16 protein-coding genes are annotated in these 22073 nt (G+C 46.7%); 3 read left to right on the top strand and 13 right to left on the bottom strand.

The window, feature by feature from the left end; translation table 11 throughout:
• Positions 1 to 134: 134 nt before the first annotated feature.
• The 6 genes from accC to R7Z10_RS20625 all read right to left on the bottom strand — a co-directional run bounded on the left by accC (position 135) and on the right by R7Z10_RS20625 (position 7448).
• Positions 135 to 1478: an acetyl-CoA carboxylase biotin carboxylase subunit gene (gene accC / locus R7Z10_RS20650; protein WP_005382509.1), complete on the bottom strand. Its 1344-nt coding sequence runs from the start codon at positions 1476 to 1478 to the stop codon at positions 135 to 137.
• A 14-nt stretch (positions 1479 to 1492) separates the two neighbouring features.
• Positions 1493 to 1954 (bottom strand): acetyl-CoA carboxylase biotin carboxyl carrier protein, encoded by a 462-nt coding sequence (gene accB / locus R7Z10_RS20645; RefSeq protein ID WP_025768820.1) that lies wholly within the window; start codon positions 1952 to 1954, stop codon positions 1493 to 1495.
• A gap of 61 nt (positions 1955 to 2015) precedes the next feature.
• Positions 2016 to 2465, bottom strand: coding sequence for a type II 3-dehydroquinate dehydratase (aroQ, locus tag R7Z10_RS20640; protein WP_042523695.1), 450 nt, complete (start codon positions 2463 to 2465; stop codon positions 2016 to 2018).
• Between the two features lie 303 nt (positions 2466 to 2768).
• On the bottom strand, positions 2769 to 4721 hold the full coding sequence (gene acs, locus R7Z10_RS20635; protein WP_005386359.1) for an acetate--CoA ligase: 1953 nt from the start codon (positions 4719 to 4721) through the stop codon (positions 2769 to 2771).
• A gap of 237 nt (positions 4722 to 4958) precedes the next feature.
• Complete coding sequence (locus tag R7Z10_RS20630) at positions 4959 to 5588, bottom strand: 3'-5' exonuclease (protein ID WP_005382363.1); 630 nt, start codon at positions 5586 to 5588, stop codon at positions 4959 to 4961.
• A gap of 33 nt (positions 5589 to 5621) precedes the next feature.
• Positions 5622 to 7448 (bottom strand): DUF294 nucleotidyltransferase-like domain-containing protein, encoded by a 1827-nt coding sequence (locus R7Z10_RS20625; protein ID WP_318105821.1) that lies wholly within the window; start codon positions 7446 to 7448, stop codon positions 5622 to 5624.
• Positions 7449 to 7681: 233 nt separating this feature from the next.
• Here R7Z10_RS20625 and R7Z10_RS20620 point away from each other — a divergent pair, with 233 nt between their 5' ends.
• On the top strand, positions 7682 to 8869 hold the full coding sequence (locus R7Z10_RS20620; RefSeq protein ID WP_042523701.1) for a 3-phenylpropionate MFS transporter: 1188 nt from the start codon (positions 7682 to 7684) through the stop codon (positions 8867 to 8869).
• A gap of 135 nt (positions 8870 to 9004) precedes the next feature.
• The gene (locus R7Z10_RS20615; RefSeq protein ID WP_042523702.1) at positions 9005 to 12436 is read left to right on the top strand and encodes a PAS-domain containing protein; all 3432 of its coding nucleotides are present in this window, start codon (positions 9005 to 9007) and stop codon (positions 12434 to 12436) included.
• 91 nt (positions 12437 to 12527) lie between these two features.
• On the opposite strand, the gene R7Z10_RS20610 is transcribed toward R7Z10_RS20615, so the two are convergent.
• From R7Z10_RS20610 to R7Z10_RS20590, 5 genes are all read right to left on the bottom strand, one after another.
• A complete protein-coding gene (locus R7Z10_RS20610; RefSeq protein WP_005382369.1) occupies positions 12528 to 13913 on the bottom strand; it encodes a lyase family protein in 1386 nt (461 codons plus the stop codon).
• 17 nt (positions 13914 to 13930) lie between these two features.
• Positions 13931 to 14308: a hypothetical protein gene (locus tag R7Z10_RS20605; protein WP_318105817.1), complete on the bottom strand. Its 378-nt coding sequence runs from the start codon at positions 14306 to 14308 to the stop codon at positions 13931 to 13933.
• A gap of 199 nt (positions 14309 to 14507) precedes the next feature.
• Entirely contained in the window at positions 14508 to 14990 is a 483-nt protein-coding gene (locus R7Z10_RS20600) for a hypothetical protein (protein ID WP_005382371.1), read from the bottom strand.
• A 109-nt stretch (positions 14991 to 15099) separates the two neighbouring features.
• Entirely contained in the window at positions 15100 to 16827 is a 1728-nt protein-coding gene (locus R7Z10_RS20595) for a sodium:solute symporter family protein (RefSeq protein ID WP_005382372.1), read from the bottom strand.
• Between the two features lie 12 nt (positions 16828 to 16839).
• Complete coding sequence (locus R7Z10_RS20590; RefSeq protein WP_005382373.1) at positions 16840 to 17103, bottom strand: DUF4212 domain-containing protein; 264 nt, start codon at positions 17101 to 17103, stop codon at positions 16840 to 16842.
• A 520-nt stretch (positions 17104 to 17623) separates the two neighbouring features.
• On the opposite strand from R7Z10_RS20590, the gene R7Z10_RS20585 reads away from it, so the two are divergent.
• A complete protein-coding gene (locus tag R7Z10_RS20585; RefSeq protein WP_005382374.1) occupies positions 17624 to 19375 on the top strand; it encodes a potassium/proton antiporter in 1752 nt (583 codons plus the stop codon).
• Here the strand turns inward: R7Z10_RS20585 and R7Z10_RS20580 are convergent.
• Together R7Z10_RS20580 and R7Z10_RS20575 are read right to left on the bottom strand one after the other, a co-directional pair.
• Positions 19372 to 20001: a response regulator transcription factor gene (locus R7Z10_RS20580; protein ID WP_005382375.1), complete on the bottom strand. Its 630-nt coding sequence runs from the start codon at positions 19999 to 20001 to the stop codon at positions 19372 to 19374. The two genes, R7Z10_RS20585 and R7Z10_RS20580, sit on opposite strands and share 4 nt — an antisense overlap.
• A 194-nt stretch (positions 20002 to 20195) precedes the next feature.
• Positions 20196 to 22028 carry a protein-disulfide reductase DsbD gene (locus R7Z10_RS20575; RefSeq protein ID WP_318105814.1) on the bottom strand — a complete coding sequence of 611 codons (1833 nt, stop codon included), beginning with the start codon at positions 22026 to 22028 and terminating at the stop codon, positions 20196 to 20198.
• Positions 22029 to 22073 lie beyond the last annotated feature (45 nt).

The raw sequence follows: 22073 nt of genomic DNA, 5'->3' as shown, positions 1-22073 counted from the left end.
GCAGAGTTTACCAGAACTCTACGATTTGTTTGAGTATATACCCAAATAAGCCGATTTATATGTTGAGCCGTTCGCGTACATATAAAACAAAAATGCCCACGGGAGTGGGCATTTTTTAAGACGTTTGCTTAGGCTTATTGTAAGCCAAGCTTCTTCTCTAGGTAGTGGATGTTTGCACCACCGTGTTGGAAGTTTTCGTCATTCATAATGGAGAATTGCAGTGGCACGTTAGTTTTGATGCCTTCGATGATCATCTCACCCAGTGCGTTTTTCATACGTGCAATCGCTACATCACGGTTCTCACCGTAAGTGATCAGTTTACCAATCATTGAATCGTAATGAGGTGGAACTGTGTAGCCTGTGTAGATATGAGATTCCCAACGTACACCCATACCGCCAGGAGCGTGGAAACGCTCGATCTTACCCGGAGATGGTAGGAAGCGCTCAGGGTCTTCTGCGTTGATACGACACTCAATCGCATGGCCACGGATCTTAATATCATCTTGAGTGAATGACAGAGGCTGACCCGCTGCAACACGAAGCTGTTCTTTGATTAGGTCGATGCCAGTAACCATCTCTGTTACTGGGTGCTCTACCTGAATACGAGTGTTCATTTCGATGAAGTAGAACTCACCGTTCTCGTATAGGAATTCAAACGTACCTGCGCCGCGGTAACCGATCTCGATACATGCACGAGTACAGCGTTCACCGATGTACTTACGCATTTCTTCGGTGATACCAGGTGCTGGAGCTTCTTCCACTACTTTTTGGTGACGACGTTGCATTGAACAGTCACGCTCACCAAGGTGGATTGCGCCGCCTTGACCGTCAGCAATAACCTGAACTTCAACGTGACGAGGGTTTTCTAGGAATTTCTCCATGTAAACCATGTCATTGTTGAACGCCGCTTTTGCTTCAGCACGTGTCATTGCAATGGCTTGGATAAGGTCTTTCTCTGCGCGAACAACACGCATACCACGACCGCCGCCGCCGCCAGATGCTTTGATGATTACTGGGTAACCAATGCGCTTAGCAAATGCTTTGTTTTTCTCTTCGTCATTGTCTAGAGGGCCGTCAGAACCCGGTACACAAGGAACGCCTGCTTTCTTCATTGCATTGATAGCAGATACTTTATCGCCCATTAGGCGGATAGTGTCTGCCTTTGGACCAACGAAGATGAAACCACTGCGCTCAACTTGCTCTGCGAAGTCTGCGTTTTCAGACAGGAAGCCGTAACCTGGGTGGATAGCCACAGCACCAGTCACTTCTGCTGCAGAAATGATGCGTGGAATGTTTAGGTAGCTGTCGATACCACGAGCAGGGCCGATACATACGGTTTCGTCTGCGAGTAGCACGTGCTTAAGATCGCGGTCCGCTGTTGAGTGAACAGCGACGGTCTTAATACCTAATTCTTTACAAGCGCGAAGAATACGAAGTGCAATTTCACCTCGGTTCGCGATGACTACTTTGTCTAGCATAAGGCAAGCCCCGCTTATTCGATTACAACAAGAGGTTGGTCGAATTCAACTGGTTGGCCGTCTTCAGCTAGGATTGCTGTAACAACGCCAGATTTGTCCGCTTCGATTTGGTTCATCATTTTCATTGCTTCAACAATACACAGAGTATCGCCAGCATTTACTTTCTGACCCACTTCTACGAATGCTTTAGAGTCTGGGCTTGGAGAGCGGTAGAAAGTACCAACCATTGGAGAAAGAACTTGGTGACCTACAGGTGTTGCTGCTGGAGCTTCTGCTGCTGGTGCTTCCGCTACTGGTGCCGCTGCTACTGGAGCAGGTGCCGCTGCTGGAGCTGCTGCGTAGTGAATTGGTGCTTGAGGGGCTGCAGTGCCATGACGGCTGATGCGCACTGACTCTTCACCTTCAGAGATCTCTAGCTCAGCAATGCCAGACTCTTCAACTAACTCAATTAGCTTCTTGATTTTACGAATATCCATCTTTTCTTTCTCTTTTATCTTGTGATTAAGACAACCCTCGTAGGGTTGCAGAGTGTTAGGGTTACTTTGCCTGTAGCTTATTGATCGCTGCAGACAGAGCAAATTCATAGCCTTGTGCGCCTAAACCGCAAATCACACCCTCTGCTTTATCTGACAGATAAGAGTGATGACGGAATGGTTCACGTGCATGCACATTTGATAAGTGCACCTCAATAAATGGGATGGCGACGCCAAGTAATGCATCTCGCAGCGCCACACTAGTATGAGTGAAAGCCGCTGGATTGATGATGATGAAGTCAATCTTGCCATAGGCAGAGTGAATGGCTTCAATCAGTTCGTACTCACGATTTGATTGTAGGTGTTCCAGTTCTACCCCAGCGTTATGGGCTTGCTCTGTAAGAGTATCCACAACTTGAGCTAAGGTACTGTGACCATAGTGTGTCGGTTCGCGCAGACCCAATAGATTAAGATTTGGTCCGTTTAGAACAAGAATCCGTGACTTTGCAGACATTGTGTTGCTATCTTCCCTTATCGTGAGTGGAACGTTTATATTCCCAAATATACGATAGTTCAGCACGATTTTTTTGTTAAAACCGAGCAAATTTTAAAAAATCGACCAAGATTATAGCTAATTCATAGCAATTAGCAGCAATTTACTGGTCTAATCTCCTAATAGCCACTCTCGTTTCTGTAACCAAGTTAACAAAAACAACATAATTGCCATATTTTTTGTGTGGCCAATTTGTGCACTAAAGCAAAAAACCGCCATGAGTGATGGCGGTTTTTAAAGTGCTTTTAAAACAGTTGGTTGAATTTATGCCAATTCTGCTTTCTCTGCGATAAGTTTATCTACAACGCTCGGATCGGCAAGCGTTGATGTGTCTCCGAGGTTGCTGGTATCACCCGTTGCAATTTTACGCAGGATTCGACGCATGATCTTACCAGAACGAGTCTTCGGTAAGGAATCCGTCCAGTGCAGTACATCTGGTGTTGCAATTGGACCAATTTCTTTACGCACCCAATCTTTCACTTCTTTGTGTAGCTCTGCTGACGGGAATTCACCATCGTTCAAGGTAATGTAAGCGTAGATAGCTTGGCCTTTGATATCATGCGGAATGCCCACAATAGCGGCCTCAGCAATTTTATGATGTGCGACAAGAGCCGATTCTATTTCAGCGGTACCCATGCGGTGACCCGACACGTTTAGTACGTCATCAACACGGCCCGTGATCCAGTAGTAACCGTCTTCGTCACGACGAGCCCCATCACTAGTAAAGTACATTCCCTTAAAGGTTGAGAAGTAGGTCTGTTCAAAGCGCTCGTGGTCGCCATAAACAGTACGCATCTGACCTGGCCATGAATCAAGGATCACCAAGTTACCTTCTGCTGCGGTTTCTTCAATGATGTTGCCCATGTTATCAACCAGTGCAGGTTGGACTCCGAAGAATGGTCGAGTTGCTGAGCCTGGTTTTAAATCTGTTGCGCCTGGTAGTGGTGCAATTAAGATACCGCCGGTCTCTGTTTGCCACCAAGTATCAACGATAGGCGAGCTCTCGTTACCAATCGTTTTGTAGTACCACTCCCACGCTTCAGGGTTGATAGGCTCACCTACTGAACCCATCACACGTAAGCTTGAACGAGATGTCCCTGCTACCGCTTCGTTACCTTTTGCCATTAGTGCACGAATAGCGGTTGGCGCAGTGTAGAGAATGTTCACTTGGTGCTTATCAACCACTTCACTCATACGAGCCGTGCTTGGGTAGTTTGGAACACCTTCAAACAGAATGGTTTTGGCCCCGTTCGCTAGTGGACCATAAATTAGGTAAGTATGGCCTGTAATCCAGCCCACATCCGCGGTACACCAGAAGGTTTCTCCTGGTTGATAATCGAAGACATATTTAAAGGTCATTGCCGCGTAGACAAGGTAACCGCCTGTAGTATGTAGTACGCCTTTAGGTTTACCTGTCGAGCCAGATGTGTAGAGGATGAACAGCGGGTCTTCGGCTTTCATCTCTTCTGGTGGGCAAACGTCAGAAACGTTGGCTGTTGCTTCGTGCCACCAAACATCACGGTGTTCATGCCATTCAACATCACCACCTGTACGTTTAAGCACGACGACTTTATTGATGGTTTTTACGTCTGGGTTGGTTAGTGCTTCATCCACGTTCTTTTTCAGTGGAACAGCGCGTCCGCCACGTACGCCTTCGTCTGCGGTGATCACGACTTTAGCGTCAGAGTCGATGATACGGCCGGATAGCGCTTCTGGTGAGAAACCGCCAAATACTACGGTGTGAACCGCACCAATACGGGTACAAGCGAGCATAGCCACTGCAGCTTCTGGCACCATTGGCATGTATAGACACACCACGTCGCCCTTGCGTACGCCTTGCTCTTTCAATGCGTTGGAGAATTTACACACTTCTTTGTGCAGTTCGTTGAAAGTGAGTGTTTTGTCGTCGGCTGGATCATCGCCTTCCCAAATGATGGCGACGTCATCCCCGTGTTCTGCAAGATGACGGTCAATACAGTTAGCCGAGACGTTCAGTGTGCCATCTTCAAACCAGCGAATATCAACATGGCCAGTGTCGAAAGAAGTGCTTTTTACTTTGGTGAAAGGTTTGATCCAATCAACGATTTTGCCGTGTTCGTTCCAGAAGCCCTCTGGATCGGTTACCGACTGCTGATACATGGCTAAGTAAGTATCATTATCCGCGTGTGTATGAGTTTTAATATTTTCTTTTACCGGATAAACGTGGGCTTCGCTCATGGCTTCTCTCCTTGTGCCTTATTTCTCGGCCTTACACCAATCTAGATAAGATTTTGAATATATTTTTGTAGGGCTGTTTTTTGGTTCTAAATAACTTGGTCGTGGTAATGACGACGTTGTGCTTATAACTGTCAGTCACCGCGCGTATTTCCACAATTAGACTTTAGGATGAGAGTGATAGAAGCGCCGGGAAATCGCTGAAACAAAAGTATTTCTGGGAGCTAGGTCAACTGATTTTTATGTATACGGTGCGGTTAGGTTGGGTAAATCGCCTTTCGTTAAGCGGACAAAGACCAAAGCGGCAGAAATCGCGTCTTGCAAGGCGTCGTGTTTGTCTTGGATAGGAAGTTCGAGGTGTTTACAAATGGCATCCAGACTTAAGTCGAAATAGGCATTCGGCAAATGTCGTTCCAACTTATCGTGATAAATCTGACTGACCTCGATGAGTGGGTTAGGAAGTGGGAAGCCAAGTTGCCTCAGACAAGCAAGGTCTAAGATCTTTTTATCGTAACGAATGTGATAGCCCACAAGTGGTCGGTTGCCGATAAAGTCGAGCAGCTCGAGCAGCGCCTCTTTTTCACTGATGCCATCGACTAAGTCTTGGTGGCGAATTCGATGGATCTTGACCGAGCCAGAGTCGAGCGATTGCGGCGCGCGTAAGCGGACTTCAAATGGTTGACTGGTGATGATGCGGTTGTCGATGATCTTGGTGGCTGCAATAGTCACCAGCTCGGCGCGATTTGGGTCAAGGCTGGTGGTTTCGCAGTCAAGAGAGACGTATTCTGTTTTATCTGGCGTGCAAAACAGCGACTGATAAGGCGAGCCTTTCAATTTGTAATGCCAGTATTTGCGTTGTAACCAGTTCATTGCTTACGCCTCTGTGATTTATGAAAATCAGGGTTAATCACGAATTTGATAATGGAAGCCTAAAAATTGCTTAAATTTCTTCACCACATGTAAGCTGTGGCGAAGCAAATCACGCTCAGTTCTATCCAGTTGTTTAATATCAATGTTATTCAACGCTTCTTGCTTTTTGAGTTGCTGATTAAGACGAAGTTTAAAGAACAATTTCAGTGCTTCGTTGAGATTATCTGCCGTTTCGGATTCTAAGATGCGCTTATTTCTCAGAGCTTCAATGCGTTCAAACGTGTTCTTCTCTTCAATGGCATACTCCAAAGACAAGGCGCGAATGCCGTGTACAATTGGGAAAATACCGCCGCGTTTAATGTCCAATCCGTCTTTAGCACTTTTTACGTTGCCAAATAGAGTTAGGGGCACCGAAAACTGCAAGGCAGGGCGAGTAAAGTCAGACAATATCAACATGCGATCTTTCATTGTGTCACGAAGATGTGCCGCAATTGGGGCCAGCAGCTCGCAATTCCCAGCAACAGCATGGGCGTCACTGAAAATGGCTAAGTCCATGATTTGTTCTGGTTCGGCTTTAGCTATCCAGTGGTTTAGGGTGCTTATCCATTCTTGCTGTGTTTTGACCCATTTCGGGTTGTTAACCATCACTTTACCAGGGCAAAGTGGATAACCGAGCTGTTGTAGGGTGTGTGTGAAGGATTGCATCACTTGTTCGCAATGAGGCCATTCCAGACCATTTTGAATAATCAGGGCATTGTCTTGATCGGTTTTGAGAATTTGCTCTCCTCGGCCTTCAGAGCCGAGTACGATCAAGCAACAATGGTCGTGCAAGGCTGGTGGTATTACTAACTCGAACGCTTTCTCGATAATTTGCTCGTTTACGGCTGAGATCAGCTCCATGATGAAGCGAGTGCGGATGCCGTTTTTCAATAAGCTCTCGACCAATTGACGTTGGCGGTTTGAGGCCAAAGCGAGCTCTTCCACGCTGCTTGCTCGAGCAATACTGAGCGTTAACACGTGAGAGTGGGTTGAGAACGCGCTAAGAATTTGGGTCATATCCAGCATGCCAACGGCTCTGTTGCCTTCACATACCATGAGGCGTTTCATTCTGTTTCTGGTCATTGTGATCATGGCGTTGAATAGAAAGTCACCATCATCAACGTGATAAACAGGAAAGCTCGCGATCTCACCCACTGGTGTGTCGAGCGCGCAACCATCTATCATCACAGAATGCAGCATATTAGTACGAGTCACTATTGCGTACGGGTGGGCTGATGGCCATTTTTCCAATCGTGGATCATCGCCATGGAGTTGAACCAATGCAGCGTCAATCCCATTTTCTTTTAAGGAACGTGTTACCTCGTTAATTGGTGTATTTGGTTCAAGGATCATCGGTGGGTGATAAATGCTGCGGTCAACTTTAGTGAGAATAAACTCCGCTAAGTTTTGCTGTTGATGGGCCGCTTCGATGAGCTCTTGCCGTTTCGATAAATTGTTATCGAAATAGGCTGCAAACTGGCCATTTTCGTTGTAAAGGGCAAGGAAAATTTCTTTCGGCAGTAGGTAAGAGAGCGTGTCCTCAAGCGCGATGTAGTGATGACGTACCTTGTCTTCAAGTAACGAGCGTACATCGAACATATCGTCGTTGGCATAATGTGCGAACACTTCCTGTTGATCGTTGGAGCGCTCTTCTACCGCGCCTTTGATCAGAATATATAAGTGGGGGTTCTTCTGTCCGCAGGATAAAATAACATCTCGAGCTCGATAGTAGGCGACGTCCAGAGACGATCGCAGTCGCGTTTGTTGTGCTTCAGTTAAGCGATCGAACGGTGGAGATTGCATGTTAAATTTGTCAGGCATGAGAACACCCAATAATGATGGAAGGAACACTCTCTAAGTCTGACAAATTTCTTACCGGAAGCCAGACGACTTTGGTCTAAATTACGATGTTTTCGCTTGAAGATGCCAAATGTCGCAAAGTTAGTATTCCATCGAGGAAACGATAAGTTTCTTATTCTTCCCTTTTTGTAATACGCATGGCGATCCATAATTCCCGGCTCGAACGTTGGTGTTCCCGTTTTAGGATATTAGTAATGTTGAAACCTTCTCCGTATGGCTGGATTTCCCAGTACTTTCTCGGATTCTTCTTTGCGTATGGCGTGTATCTGCCATTTTGGTCACTTTGGTTTAAGGATCAGGGCGTATCTTCGACAGATATCGGTTTGCTGGTCGGGTTAGGCCTTGCGACACGTTGTGTTGCCAATATCGTGATCACCCCACGAGTACACAAAGTCGAACATCTTATGCCTGCTTTACGTTGGTTGAGTTTCGCTGCCCTCCTTTTTGTTGGATTTCACTTTTTTACGGGTGGTAGCTTTTGGTTAATGGCACTAGCGACAGTGTTGTTCAATCTTTGTTGTGGACCGATTATTCCGTTGTCGGACGCGATGGCAAATTACTACGCTCGCCTGAAAATGCTCGATTATGGCCGCACGCGGCTATGGGGTTCGATCGCCTTTATCGCAGGCTCGACGGCAGTGGGCTACCTGGTGGCTGAATTTGGCTCCGATATGATCTTGTACACTGCGATGTTCGGCGTGTTTATCTCGTTGCTGTTTGCTATGCGACCGACTAACCCAATGCCTGTAACGCACGGTGGGCAAAGCGCAGAACGTCCAAAGCTGACCGCTCTTTTGACCGACAAGCCGATACTAAAATTCTTAGTGTTGGTGTCACTAATTCAGGGCAGTCATGCGGCTTACTACGGCTTTAGTGCGATTCACTGGAAGGCCGCTGGTCACTCGGAAGATGTCATTGGCTACTTGTGGAGCTTAGGAGTGGCCGCAGAAGTGGCAGTGTTTGCATTGAGTAAGCGCTTATTCGTAGGTTGGTCAATACGCGCGCTGTTTATTGCTGCTGCCGTTGGTGTAATGATGCGTTGGGGTATTACGGCGTCGACAACATCAATTATTGCTTTGGTGGTTGTTCAACTATTGCATGGTGTGACTTTCGCTACCGCACACATTGCCGCGATCCAATATATCCAAAACTCCGAAGAAAATAAGATCGTAGCGTTGCAAGCGTTGTATAACGCGATTCCGTTGGGCGCATTTATCGCGTTGATGACCGTATTGAGTGGCTGGGGTTATGAGCACTGGGGATCGCTTGTGTTCTGGGGCATGGCCGCGATGGGGTTATTGGCTCTGTTCATCAAGCTTGATTCGCAAGACCCACATCAGGTGGTTGATGTATCAGACAAGCCACTTGAAACACAGAATTAGACTTATGTAACAAAGGTTAAAAACTAAGCTTTGTCTCCGTTATCAAAGCAGTGTTAAATGAAACCTCTCCCTCATGGAGAGGTTTTTTTATTCTCTTGCTTTAAAAGTAGCAAGAAAGGCAAGAAAGGATATCGGATGCAAGGATGGCTGGTGGTTCCCGTTTCTTTAGCGTATTTGGGAGCTTTATTTATCATCGCGTGGTACGGCGACATTCAGAAAAGGTGGCTAGCGCGCTGGCGGCCTTGGATTTATAGCCTTTCCATTGCGGTGTACTGTACATCGTGGACCTTCTACGGCACGGTCGGGCAGGCCAGCAGTAATCCTTGGTCTTTCTTGCCTATCTATATTGCTCCCATTTTAGTGTTTACCATCGGATGGCGCGTTTTAGCTCGGCTTATTTTGATTGCTAAACGGGAACACATCACGTCGATTGCTGACTTTATCGGAGCACGCTACGGTAAATCCCAAGGTTTGGCCGTGGTTGTTACGCTCATAGCGGTTGCGGGAATTTTGCCGTACATCGCTTTACAGCTGCGTGGTATCACTATGGGGCTTGAAATCATTGCTCCGGAGCTGGCTACTGATTTTGGTTATCAAAACGATAGCGTGTCGTGGTTTGTTGTGGTCGCATTGGCGATTTTTACGATGCTATTCGGTACCCGCCACATTGATAACACGGAACACCATCGTGGGATGATGATGGCAATTGCCTTCGAATCCATTATCAAACTGCTGGCTTTTTTAGTGGTTGGTGTTTTCATTGTTTGGTTGGCGATGAACACCGAGAATTTGAGCTTAATTGATGTTGCCGCACAGACGTATCAGTCACCAAATATCCCGACTATATTGATTCATACTGTACTCACGATGCTGGCGATCGTTTGCCTTCCGCGACAATTCCATACGATGGTTGTGGAAAATGAACGTGCTCAAGATTTGCACGTGGCTCGTTGGTTGTTCCCCATTTATCTGATCTTAATGGGGATTTTTGTTTTACCTATTGCGTGGGTAGGGCAAGGTCTCTTGAGTGGCGCTTCGCCTGATACTTATGTCATCAGTGTGCCGATGTCGGTAGGGGCGAGTGAAATCGCCTTACTTGCGTTTCTAGGCGGTACTTCAGCGGCAAGTGGCATGGTTATCGTATCGACGATTGCCTTAGCGATCATGGTCTCGAATGACTTGGTTATGCCATTGCTATTGCGTCGCATGCGACTGACGCAGCGTAACCATCACCATTTTTCTGAATTATTACTGCGGATCCGCCGTGGTTTGATATTAGTTTTGTTGATTGGCGCGTGGTGTTTCTATCAAGCGTTGGACACTATTCATTCACTGTCTGCTATCGGCTTTCTCTCGTTCGCGGCTATCACGCAATTCGCTCCTGCGCTGGTTGGCGGTATGTATTGGCGTCAAGGGAATAAGAAAGGTGTGTATGTTGGCCTCGCGGTGGGTTTTGCTACCTGGTTGATTACGTTAATGAGCCAAACAGACATGCTTGCCGGAGACGCCAGTAATAACTTCCTGATCTGGTTGATTACGCCACCAGAGGTATTGGCTAGTTTTGATATCGCGATTTCAGATTGGGGGATGATCCTCAGTGTGGTCGCTAATGCAGTGTGTTTTGTTGTGGTTTCTATGGCTACCCGACCAAGCCTAAGTGAGCGCTTACAATCGGCATCATTCGTTGGTACACCGCTGCCTGAAAGCGAAAATATGAGTCTGTACCAGAGCCGCGTTACGGTTGCAGAACTGGAAATGCTAGCGTCTAGATTTGTAGGACGAACGCGAGTTAAAGCGGCGTTTCAAGCCTACTGGAGCCAGCAACGAGAAGAGTTGATGCCGAATCAACAAGCGCCATCTTCTCTGATTCGGCATACGGAGCGTGTGCTAGCAGGGGTATTTGGAGCATCTTCTGCTAAGTTAGTACTTACTTCCGCTCTGCAAGGAAGAAACATGCAGCTTGAAGAGGTGGCGACTATCGTCGATGAAGCCTCTGAACTGTACGATTTTAGTCGGGGTTTACTCCAAGGCGCGATTGAGCATATTGGACAAGGTATTGCGGTCGTCGATAAGCAACTACGCTTGGTAGCGTGGAACCAACGCTATTTAGAACTCTTTGAATTTCCGCCAGGCCTGATTCAAGTAGGTCGACCGATTGCGGATGTGATTCGGCACAATGCAGAGCAGGGGTTGTGTGGCCCTGGTGACCCTGATGACCACGTCCGTCGCCGTGTTTATCACCTTGAGCAAGGGACTCGGCACACCTCTTCTCGGGTTCGTCCCGATGGTCGCGTGATAGAGGTGCAAGGTAACCCAATGCCAGGTGGTGGCTTTGTGATGAGCTTTACCGACATCACCGTATTCCGTGATGCAGAGCAAGCACTGAAAGACGCCAACGAGACATTGGAAGAAAGGGTACGTCTGCGGACTCGAGAATTAGAACAACTTAACAAGCAGCTGGTGGAAGCGACGCAGCGCTCGGATTTGGAATCGAAGTCCAAATCACGGTTCTTGGCGGCAGTAAGCCATGACTTGATGCAACCGCTCAACGCGGCGCGTCTATTTGCATCTTCACTATCGGAAGTCGCCAAAGACAGCGAAGCCAAAAAGCTGTCAGCACACATTGAAAGTGCTTTAGAGGCTGCCGAAGACTTAATTGGAGATTTGCTGGATATCTCGCGTTTGGAATCGGGCAAGTTGGAAGTCAACGTGCATGGCTTTGCGTTAAATGATGTGTTATCGAATTTGAATGCTGAGTTTAGTGCGTTAGCCAAACAGCAAGGCATAGAGTTCACCATGATTCCGTCCTCACTCATGGTTAAGTCGGATCCCAAACTGCTGCGCCGTGTGGTGCAAAACTTCCTGACCAATGCGTTTCGTTATAACCCGAATGGCAAAGTCGCACTCGGTGTTCGCCGCGTGAAAGGGCGAGTGCGTATTGATGTATGGGATAATGGAGTGGGTATTGAAGAAGAGAAGCAGCAAGAGATTTTTGAAGAGTTTAATCGCGGAACTCAAGTTCGTTCCGACCAAGGTCTCGGACTTGGTTTGGCGATTTCGAAAGGAATTGCTCAGGTACTTGGGCATGAAATTTCGATGCGCTCTTGGGTTGGAAAAGGCAGTGTTTTTTCCATCACCCTAGATAAAGCTGATCATGTTCAGCCTCATCCAGTTCACGTGGCAATGAGTAAGCAATCTGAACTTGGTCATCTGAGAATCCTTTGTGTCGATAATGAGCCTGACATTCTAGTCGGCATGGAAAACTTACTTTCCCGATGGGGTTGCGATATACGAGTTGCGATTGATTTAGTTGAAAGTCTACAAGCGCTTGAGGATGGTTGGATTCCGGATGTAATTTTCTCCGATTACCGACTTGATGATGGTCGTACTGGTTTAGAAGTGCTACAGCAATGCCGCCTGAGATTAGGCCACAGCTTTGAAGGCGTCATCATCAGTGCAGATCGTACCGATGATATGCTTGATGGCATCAAAGCAAATGGGTTCAGCTTTATTGCTAAGCCAGTTAAGCCGCTTAAGCTGCGTTCGGTGCTCAATCGAGTCGCTTAGGATTGGAGTGTTTGAAAAATCGCTATAAAAAGAGACCTCCGAATGGAGGTCTCGATGTTTGTAATCTTAGTTGATAGGCTGAGTTTGCCGCTTATTCTGCGACGCCGCCTTGAGTCAGTTTGGCTGGATTAAGCAATCGCTCTAGTGTGGCTCTATCCAAATCAGTTTCTTCTTCCGCGACATCAATAATCGCGCGTCCCTGTTTGTAGGCTTTTTTCGCGACTTCTGCCGCTTTTAGGTAACCAATGACAGGGTTGAGAGCCGTGACCAAAATAGGGTTTTTGGCGAGTGCTACATCCAAGTTATCTTGGCGAACTTCAAACGTCGCAATGGCTTTGTCAGCTAAAGCGGTTGCGCTGTTAGAGAGTAACTCGATGCTCTCCAATACGTTATGAGCAATAACTGGCAGCATGACGTTAAGCTGGAAGTTGCCCGTTTGGCCTGCGACGGTAATGGTGGTGTCATTACCAATGACTTGCGCTGATGCCATAGCTGCGGCTTCTGGGATCACAGGATTTACTTTGCCAGGCATGATGGAAGAACCCGGTTGCAAGCCTTGTAATTCAATCTCACCTAAACCAGCTAATGGGCCTGAATTCATCCAACGAAGATCATTTGCGATCTTCATGATCGCAACTGCTGCTGTTTTGAGCTGTCCCGACAGAGCGACGATCGCATCTTGACTGCTTAAATTGAAAAAGAAGTTATCACTGGCCGTGAACTGAATACGAGTTGACTGGGTTAGGTTGCTAGCGAATAAGTCTGCAAAGCGTGGATCGGCATTGATCCCCGTTCCAACCGCCGTACCACCTTGGGCTAAGGCTTTTACAGCAGGAAGTGCTTGTTCAATCGCTTGTTTTGCGTGCTCGATTTGGAACTGCCAACCGCCAAGTTCTTGAGCAAAGGTAATTGGCATCGCGTCCATTAAGTGGGTGCGACCGGTTTTTACAACATCTTTCAATGCTTGCTGTTTAGACTCTAGTGTTTGGCTGAGGTGTGACAGTGCCGGGAAGAGCTGTTTTTCAATGGCTAATGCTGCGCTAACTTGAATGGCCGTCGGTACCACATCGTTGCTGCTTTGCCCCATGTTGACGTGATCATTAGGGCTGACAGTGCCGCCTAGATGCTGGGAGGCCAGTGTTGCAATCACTTCATTCGCATTCATATTTGAGCTAGTGCCTGATCCCGTTTGGAACACGTCAATTGGGAATTGCTCAATATGATTGCCTTCGATAATTGCTTGAGCTGCGTCAGCAATCGCGTTGGCAATATCTCCTTCAAGCAGCCCTAGCTGTGCGTTGGTGAGTGCCGCAGTCTGCTTGATGTGTGCTAACGCTTTGATAAAACCAGATGGCATTTTATGTTGACTGAATGAGAAGTTATCGACGGCGCGTTGAGTCTGGGCTTGGTAGAGAGCATCTGCAGGGACCGTTACTTCGCCCATACTGTCAGTTTCTATGCGGAATTCGGTGCTCATGGTAGGGATCCTTTTGGTTAATCGAGTGAGATTTGAATCAGGCGTAATTGTTGTTGTAGTGCGAGAAATTTCACGTCGCCTTGTTCAAACTGGTAGTAATAGCGTTTGAGGCAGAATAATGGCGTATGGATAGAATCGAGACAGACACGACGGAAGATACGACTGCGAGTTGAGTCTTGAATTGCGTCTAGTAAATAGAAATAAACCTGACGTAAAAACAGCTCACACAACAATAGATTTTCTTCATCGGCATCGTGTTCATAACAGGAAGACAACACCATTCCCCAATGAATATAGTCATGAATCACGTCTGGCTCAAAGCCATGTGGTGCGGCGAGAAGGAATCTATCTTGGGCTTTAAAAAATGCGTTAAAGATGTCCCGTTTGTTGTCCATAACCACCTCTCATTGAATGTAATGATAATTATTATCAATTAACTTGTGGGTTGGCAACCCTTTTTAGAGTAAGAGGTTGTTGAAGAAAGACTTACGGAAACAAAAGCCGACGCAAAGGCGTCGGCTGAGTAGGAATTCATTTATGCTAAGTGAAACTAATTCAATGTCGTTTGAAGACCGGTGAATTAGCTTGTCACCGTTATTCAGTAAATAAGGTTTCGTACTTCACAAATGCGGTTTGTGTTTCACCATAATATAGTGTGCCGCCTGATTGAATGACGACTCTTAACCAGCTTTCTGCAGATGCAGGCTTTGGTAAGGTGATGTACCAGCTTTGGCCTGCTTGATCGGCGGGCTTCATATCAATCGGTTGAGCGTTTTTCTCTTTGTCACTCACAATAGAAACTTTAACCCCTTCTAGTGGGTAAGCGGCGTTGAGTGACAATTCTAAGTTATTTTTAGTGAGTTTTTCCGAGCGAAATTTCACTTTAAAATCGCCATTTTCCATATCACACAGACCACTGGTGTAACGACAATTAGACTTACTCGCGAGTTTGTAAGTTTCCCCTTCTTGCGCCGCGTGGGGTTTCTCGCTGAGGGCCATATCGGTACCGAAGTAAGCGATCAAAGAGAGAACTGGCGCAATCAGTAGAGCGAGAATAAAGTGCTTGTTTTTGAACATCTTGGCTTCCTTGCAACGACATACTGCGAATATGGTAACTGAAAAGTGAGAATAAAAAAGCCCCGGACGGCTGGTTCCAAACGGGGCTTTTGTGGTTTTGATTAGTTTTTTAGTGATCCACTGCACTACCAGCACCTACTGGTACGCGAACGTGTTCGACTAGGTCTTTTACTTCTTGTGGCGTTTCTGCAGTTACTTTGGATACAGCGAATGCAACAATGAAGTTAAATAGTGCGCCGATAGCACCAAACGCGTTTGGCTCAATACCTAGGAACCAGTTTGTTCCCCAGCTTTCTAGATATTTCCAATCAGCAACGAAAAGAATGCCTTTGTGTTGGAATACGTAGAACAGCGTAATACTGATACCCGCAATCATACCGGCGATTGCGCCTTCTTTGTTGATGCTCTTGCTGAAGATGCCCATCATCAATGCAGGGAAGATGGATGAAGCGGCAAGACCAAAGGCGAGTGCTACCGTACCTGCGGCAAATCCAGGCGGATTTAAACCGAGATAGCCTGCGGCTGCTATCGCTACTGCCATTGATATTCGACTAGCAAGTAGCTCTTTTTTCTCGGATATGTTCGGATTGATAACCCCTTTGATTAAGTCATGGGAAATAGCTGAAGAAATGGCGAGTAGTAAACCTGCTGCGGTAGATAGTGCAGCTGCAAGACCACCTGCTGCCACAAGTGCAATCACCCAGTTTGGTAGTTTAGCGATCTCAGGGTTAGCCAATACCATGATGTCGTTATCAACGCGCAGTTCGTTGGTGGACGCATCTGAAGTGTATTGGATATTGCCATCGCCATTTTTATCGTCAAAACCGAGTAGTCCAGTTGTTTCCCAGTTTTTGAACCACGCAGGACGCTCGTCATACGCTAGGTGCTGACCCGGAGCTGGATTTACCGTATTCATTAGGTTGAGGCGAGCCATCGCTGATACCGCTGGTGCAGTAGTGTAAAGGATTGCGATGAAGATCAGAGCCCAGCCTGCTGATGTACGTGCGTCGCGAACCTTCGGCACGGTAAAGAAACGGATAATTACGTGTGGTAGACCGGCAGTACCAATCATCAGTGACATGGTGTAGACAAACATATTAAGTGTGTCGCCACGTACTTGGGTCGTGTATTCACTGAATCCGAGTTCGGTCACCACTTGGTCAAGCCGATCGAGTAGATAGACATCGGTACCAGCCATGGTACTCCCCAGACCAATTTGTGGGATTGGGTTACCAGTGAGTTGCAGAGAGATAAAGATTGCAGGGATAGTGTAAGCAAGAATGAGTACGCAATATTGAGCAATCTGCGTGTAAGTGATGCCTTTCATGCCGCCAAGAACCGCGTACATGAAAACGATACACATACCAATTAATAGGCCGGTGGAGTAATCCACTTCTAAGAAGCGACCAAACGCAACACCTACGCCTTTCATCTGACCGATAACATAAGTCACTGATGCGATGATAAGACAAACAACCGCTACGATACGTGCTGTGTTGGAGTAAAAGCGTTCACCAACAAACTCTGGCACCGTAAACTTACCAAATTTGCGTAGGTAAGGCGCTAGCAACAGCGCAAGCAGAACGTAGCCACCAGTCCAACCCATTAGAAATACTGAGCCGCCATAGCCCATGAAGGCAATTAAGCCTGCCATTGAGATAAACGACGCTGCGGACATCCAATCGGCTGCGGTTGCCATACCGTTTGCAATCGGGTTTACACCGCCACCAGCAACATAAAACTCTTTGGTTGAGCCGGCGCGAGCCCAAATAGCAATCCCGATGTACAGGATGAACGTGGCGCCAACGACCAGGTAGGTAATAGTTTTCAAATCCATCTGAGTGACTCCTTATTCGTCCACGCCGAATTCACGGTCAATTTGGCGCATCTTCCATGCGTAATAGAAAATAATTCCTAGGAAGGCATAGATGGAGCCTTGTTGAGCAAACCAGAAACCGAGTTTGTAGCCGCCTAGTTGAAATTGATTTAGTACGTCGACAAATAAGATGCCGCAGCCGAAAGACACGACGAACCAGATGACCATTAGGCCGATCATGAGCTTCACGTTTTTGTCCCAATAGGCTTTGGCTCTTTCTTCGCTTTCAAATGCCATTGCCGTCTCCTTACGATTGGTATTGTTGTTAATGAAATGTTTCAATATGTACATTAGCAAGGTGTTGGCAATAACTCTTTTCAACTTTAGTCGGGGTGTTAAAAATGAAGAATCCCCATATTATGGGCTTTTTCAGCGAACAAAGGGGTAAAATGTTATGTTAATAAACTGTTAAGTTAGCCAAAGGTCTAAAGGTTGATTGGATAAACAAGCATGATTAAGACTGGCCATTAATCTTTTCTTCATTGAACTTGGAGATGCTGTGTAAATATTGGTGGTGATCTTGTGGCTCTTAAAGAGAGAAGGCGTAGATAAGAAAGCTCTCAAGTAATTTATTTACATAAAGTTTTCGCATCAAATCACCGTTTTAACGCACAATAAAGTAATATAACTGAGTCATTCTCGTACAACCTCGCATTTTGAGACGGTGTAAAGGGGAGGCAGATTAGGGCATTACCTCATTAACGAAGTAGCCTTGCTCATCACAATTATTATCGTTTTTCATTAAGGGAGGGTGAGAATGGACGCAGACACCATTAACAGTTTTTTTCTAATAGGTGCGTTGTTAATCGCACTTAGCGTTCTTTTAAGCCCAGTGTCTTCTAAGTTGGGGATCCCAATTCTTTTGGTATTTTTAGCCGTTGGAATGCTGGCGGGGGAAGACGGCTTAGGCGGCATTTTATTCGATAACTTTTCCATCGCTTATTTGGTTAGTAACCTCGCATTAGCCATCATTTTGCTTGATGGTGGGATGAGAACGCGGGTCGCCAGCTTTAGGGTTGCGTTATGGCCCTCGGTCTCTTTGGCGACATTTGGCGTTGCGATCACCACCATTTTGACCGGGCTGATGGCAACGTGGTTATTCGACTTAGATTTATTGCAAGGCATATTGGTTGGTGCGATTGTTGGTTCCACCGATGCTGCCGCGGTCTTCTCTCTACTCAAAGGTCGTAGCCTGAACGAACGTGTTGGTTCAACGCTGGAAATTGAATCCGGCACCAATGACCCTATGGCGGTGTTTCTGACCGTAACTCTGATTGCTATTTTAGCGAACCCTGGCGCAGATTTAAGTGCGGGCTTTTTGGCGTTCAGTTTTCTTAAGCAGTTTGGTATTGGCGCGTTACTTGGCTTCGCTGGTGGCTGGATCTTATGGAAAGTTATCAATCGCAATCAATTACCAGATGGGCTGTATTCTATTTTAACGGTCAGTGGTGGCTTGCTTATTTTTGCTTTATCTAACACTTTGGGTGGCAGTGGTATTTTGTCGATTTACCTTGTTGGTCTTTTATTAGGTAACCGTCCAACACGCAGCCGCCACTCTATTCTTCATGTTTTAGATGGTATGACGTGGCTAGCTCAAATTGGTATGTTCTTGGTGCTTGGTTTGTTGGTTACACCATCCAATTTACTCTCTATTGCGTTGCCAGGTCTTGCGCTTGCTTTCGGGATGATTTTGTTTGCCCGACCAATCTCAGTTTGGATTGGTTTACTGCCATTCAAGAGTTTCACGCCACGTGAAAAGTGGTTTGTCTCTTGGGTAGGATTGCGTGGCGCTGTACCTATCATCCTCGCGGTATTTCCAATGATGGCAGGGTTGCCAGATGCTCAACTGTACTTCAATTTGGCATTCTTTGTAGTAATGGTGTCTTTGATAGTACAAGGGGGCACGTTGACTAAGGCGATGTCTCTTGCAAAGGTCGAGCTACCTTCTAAGCCTGAGCCAATTTCGCGTACGGGTGTAGAGATTTACCCGACCAGTGAGTGGGAGCTGTTTATCTATAGACTTAAAGCAGATAAATGGTGCATTGGTGAGCCATTACGTAGTCTTTCGATGCCGGAAGGAACGCGTATCGCCGCTGTATTTCGCAGTAAAGAGCTATTGCACCCATCCGGCAGTACGCGTCTTGAGGAAGATGATACCTTGTGTGTATTAGCACAAGAAAAGGATTTAGATGCACTGAGCTTACTGTTTAGTGAAGCCCCAGAGAAAGCGTCGCTAGCGCGATTCTTCGGTGACTTCTTCCTCGATATTGAAGTGAAGCTTGCCGATATTGCCGTGATGTATGGTTTGAATCTGGGGGATGAACCGCTGGATAAAAGTTTGAGAAACCTTGTCGAAGAGCAATTAGGTAGCACGCCAGTATTGGGAGACCATTTCGAGTGGCAAGGTTTACATTGGATCGTCGCTGATGTTGTTGATCAGCAGGTCACTAAAGTCGGTATCCGATTGCCAAACGAAAAAAGTAAGTCTGACGATAAGACGTCAATCTAGTCGCTCATTTCCGTCAGCATAATCACGGCTTGCGTGCGGTTCTTTACACCGAGCTTACGGAAAATCGCTGTCATGTGCGCTTTTATGGTGGCTTCTGAAACATTCAATTCGTAAGCGATTTGCTTGTTCAGCAAGCCATCGGACAACATTCCCAACACTTTATATTGCTGCGGTGTTAGCGCAGCAATCTTTTCCGCTAAGTCATTACATGCCGCGTTATTGGTGATCAACCCTTCAGGGAAATATGGGTCGCCATTCAGCACTTGATTGAGCGCGTTCACTAATTCGCGCATGTCGCTGGACTTGGGAATAAAACCAAACGCACCATGGCTTTTCACCTGCGTCACGATCGCCGGCTCTTCACTCGCTGAAACGACGACGATAGGTAAATCTGGATGCTCTGCTCGCAAATGAATCAAGCCAGACATACCATTTGCTCCTGGCATTTTGAGATCCAATAGCACTAAATCTGGCTCTTCCTCTCGCTCCAACAAAGCCAGAAGTGCGTCGAGTGAGTCCGCTTCCAGCAAATTTGCACCACTAATAGCCATGTGGATAGATTGAAACAAGGCATTCCGGAAGAGTGGGTGATCATCTGCAATAATGATGGTGTAGGTCGAATCCATGACGTTAAACACTTTTGACTATTTCGTTAAATTTATTATTGTCCAGCTTTGAGAGAGTGGACAATATTTATTCGCTAAAAGTCTGAACCAAATCGACTTTTATTAGGAAAATTGCATATAAACGCAATGTTCTTATTCAAATCTGAGCAATAAAAAACGCCAGTGGACATCACTGGCGTTTGAATATCTGGTTATCAGAACTGCTTGATATGCTCTAAGAAAGGCTCGGCTTGCATAAAGCCCGTCAAACGAGCGTTTGAAACGTGTTCGCCACTGGCATCCCAAAACTCAATTGTTGGTAAACCAAGCACACTCATGTGCTTCAGTAGTTCGATGTCTTGCACTTGGTTTTTGGTCACGTCCGCTTGCAGAAGAACGAAGTCTTGCAGTTTTGCTTCGACGCTTGGGTCATGGAAGGTGTACTTTTCAAACTCTTTACATGCTACACACCAATCGGCGTAGAAATCGAGCATGACGGGTTTACCTGCCGCTTTCGCAAGTGCCAGTTGTTCTTCAAGCTCCGCCACGTTAGCAATGCGAGTAAAGCTAACAGTGGCTTGCTGAGTTTGTGTTGTGCTGTTGCCAAACCAGTAATTTAAGATAGGTTGTGCTGCGGCTAGCAAACCTAAGACGGCGATTATGCCCACGGCACTTTGTTTCCAGCCACCAAACTCTAGACTGTTTTTGATGTGGTATAGCCAACCAAAAGCAGCAATACCCAGTGCTGACCACAGAATCGTTGACCACATTTCTGGCATGATGCGTTCTAGTAAGAAGATAGGTGCGGCAAGCAGAATAAAGCCGAACAGCGTTTTCACGCGGTCCATCCAACCGCCGGCTTTTGGTAGCAACTTGTTGCCAAATACCGCTACAAGGATCAGCGGAATACCCATGCCCATCGCCAGCGCGTATAACGCGATACCACCGGTAAGCAAATCGCCGCTTTGTGCCACGTAAAGTAGCGCACCAGACAGAGGTGCCGTGGTACATGGTGAGCACACCAGTCCAGAAATCGCCCCCATGGCGAATACGCCTGCACTGCTGCCGCCCTGTTGCTTATTACTTAAGTTATTCAACCATGTTTGAACGTTGCTTGGTAGCTGTAATGAGTACAGACCAAACATAGACAAAGCGAGTGCGATGAACAGTACGCTCAAGCCAATCAGCACATAAGGGTGTTGCATTGCTGCTTGGAACTGCATACCTGCAGATGCCACCACAAGGCCGAGTAGGGTGTAAGTCAGCGCCATGCCTTGTACATAGACAAACGACAAGCCTAGCGCACGGCGCTGACTCAGTTTGCCACTGCCAAGCACGATGCTGGTCAGAATTGGGTACATCGGCAGCACACAAGGTGTAAACGCCAAGCCCACACCAAGCGCCAAGAACAGAAGTGGTGTCCACCAGTTATCAGCAAGGTTGGCTGCAAGGCTATCTTGCTGTGTTACTGGCGCTGATGATGTGTCATCAGACGTAGATGATTGCGCCGCTGGTGGCGTTGCTGTTGGTGCTTGTTCTGCTTTTGGTATTGTCGTCGCCGCTGTTGAATCTGAGTTCGACGAAGTAAACGCGCTGATAGGAATCACGCGAGTTTCTGGCGGGTAACAGAAGCCTGCTTTCGCACAACCTTGGTATTGCACCACCACGCGCGCACCGTCTTGCCAATCATGCATTGGTACATTAACGAAGAGAGGTTGAGTATAGATATGCACGTCACCAAAGAATTCATCTTTATGCGGTGTGCCGTCTTCCATTTGCAGTTCGCCTAGCGATACTTTCTCACCAGCTACAGACAAGCGCTCTTGATATAGGTAGTACCCGTCACGTACCTGCCAATCGAGCATCAATTTGTCATCTTGCTGGTAGAAGTTAAATGGAAACGCCTGATCAACCGGAACAAAGCTGTCGCTGCTGCTACCAAAACTGTTGTTCTGGCTATTGTTAAACTGGTCTTTGCCAAATAAAGCTAAAGACGGAGTGGAAAAGGTAATGAGCCCTAAGAGTAAAACGGAAAGTAATGCGCGCATAAAGAGTCAATTCATCTTAGATAATTGCCGTTAGTGTAACTCAAT

Source organism: Vibrio sp. Vb1018, from assembly GCF_033338775.1.
Lineage (GTDB): Bacteria > Pseudomonadota > Gammaproteobacteria > Enterobacterales > Vibrionaceae > Vibrio > Vibrio alginolyticus.
The sequence above is the reverse complement of the archived record's forward strand: the minus strand, read 5'-3'. Positions and strand labels throughout refer to the sequence as shown.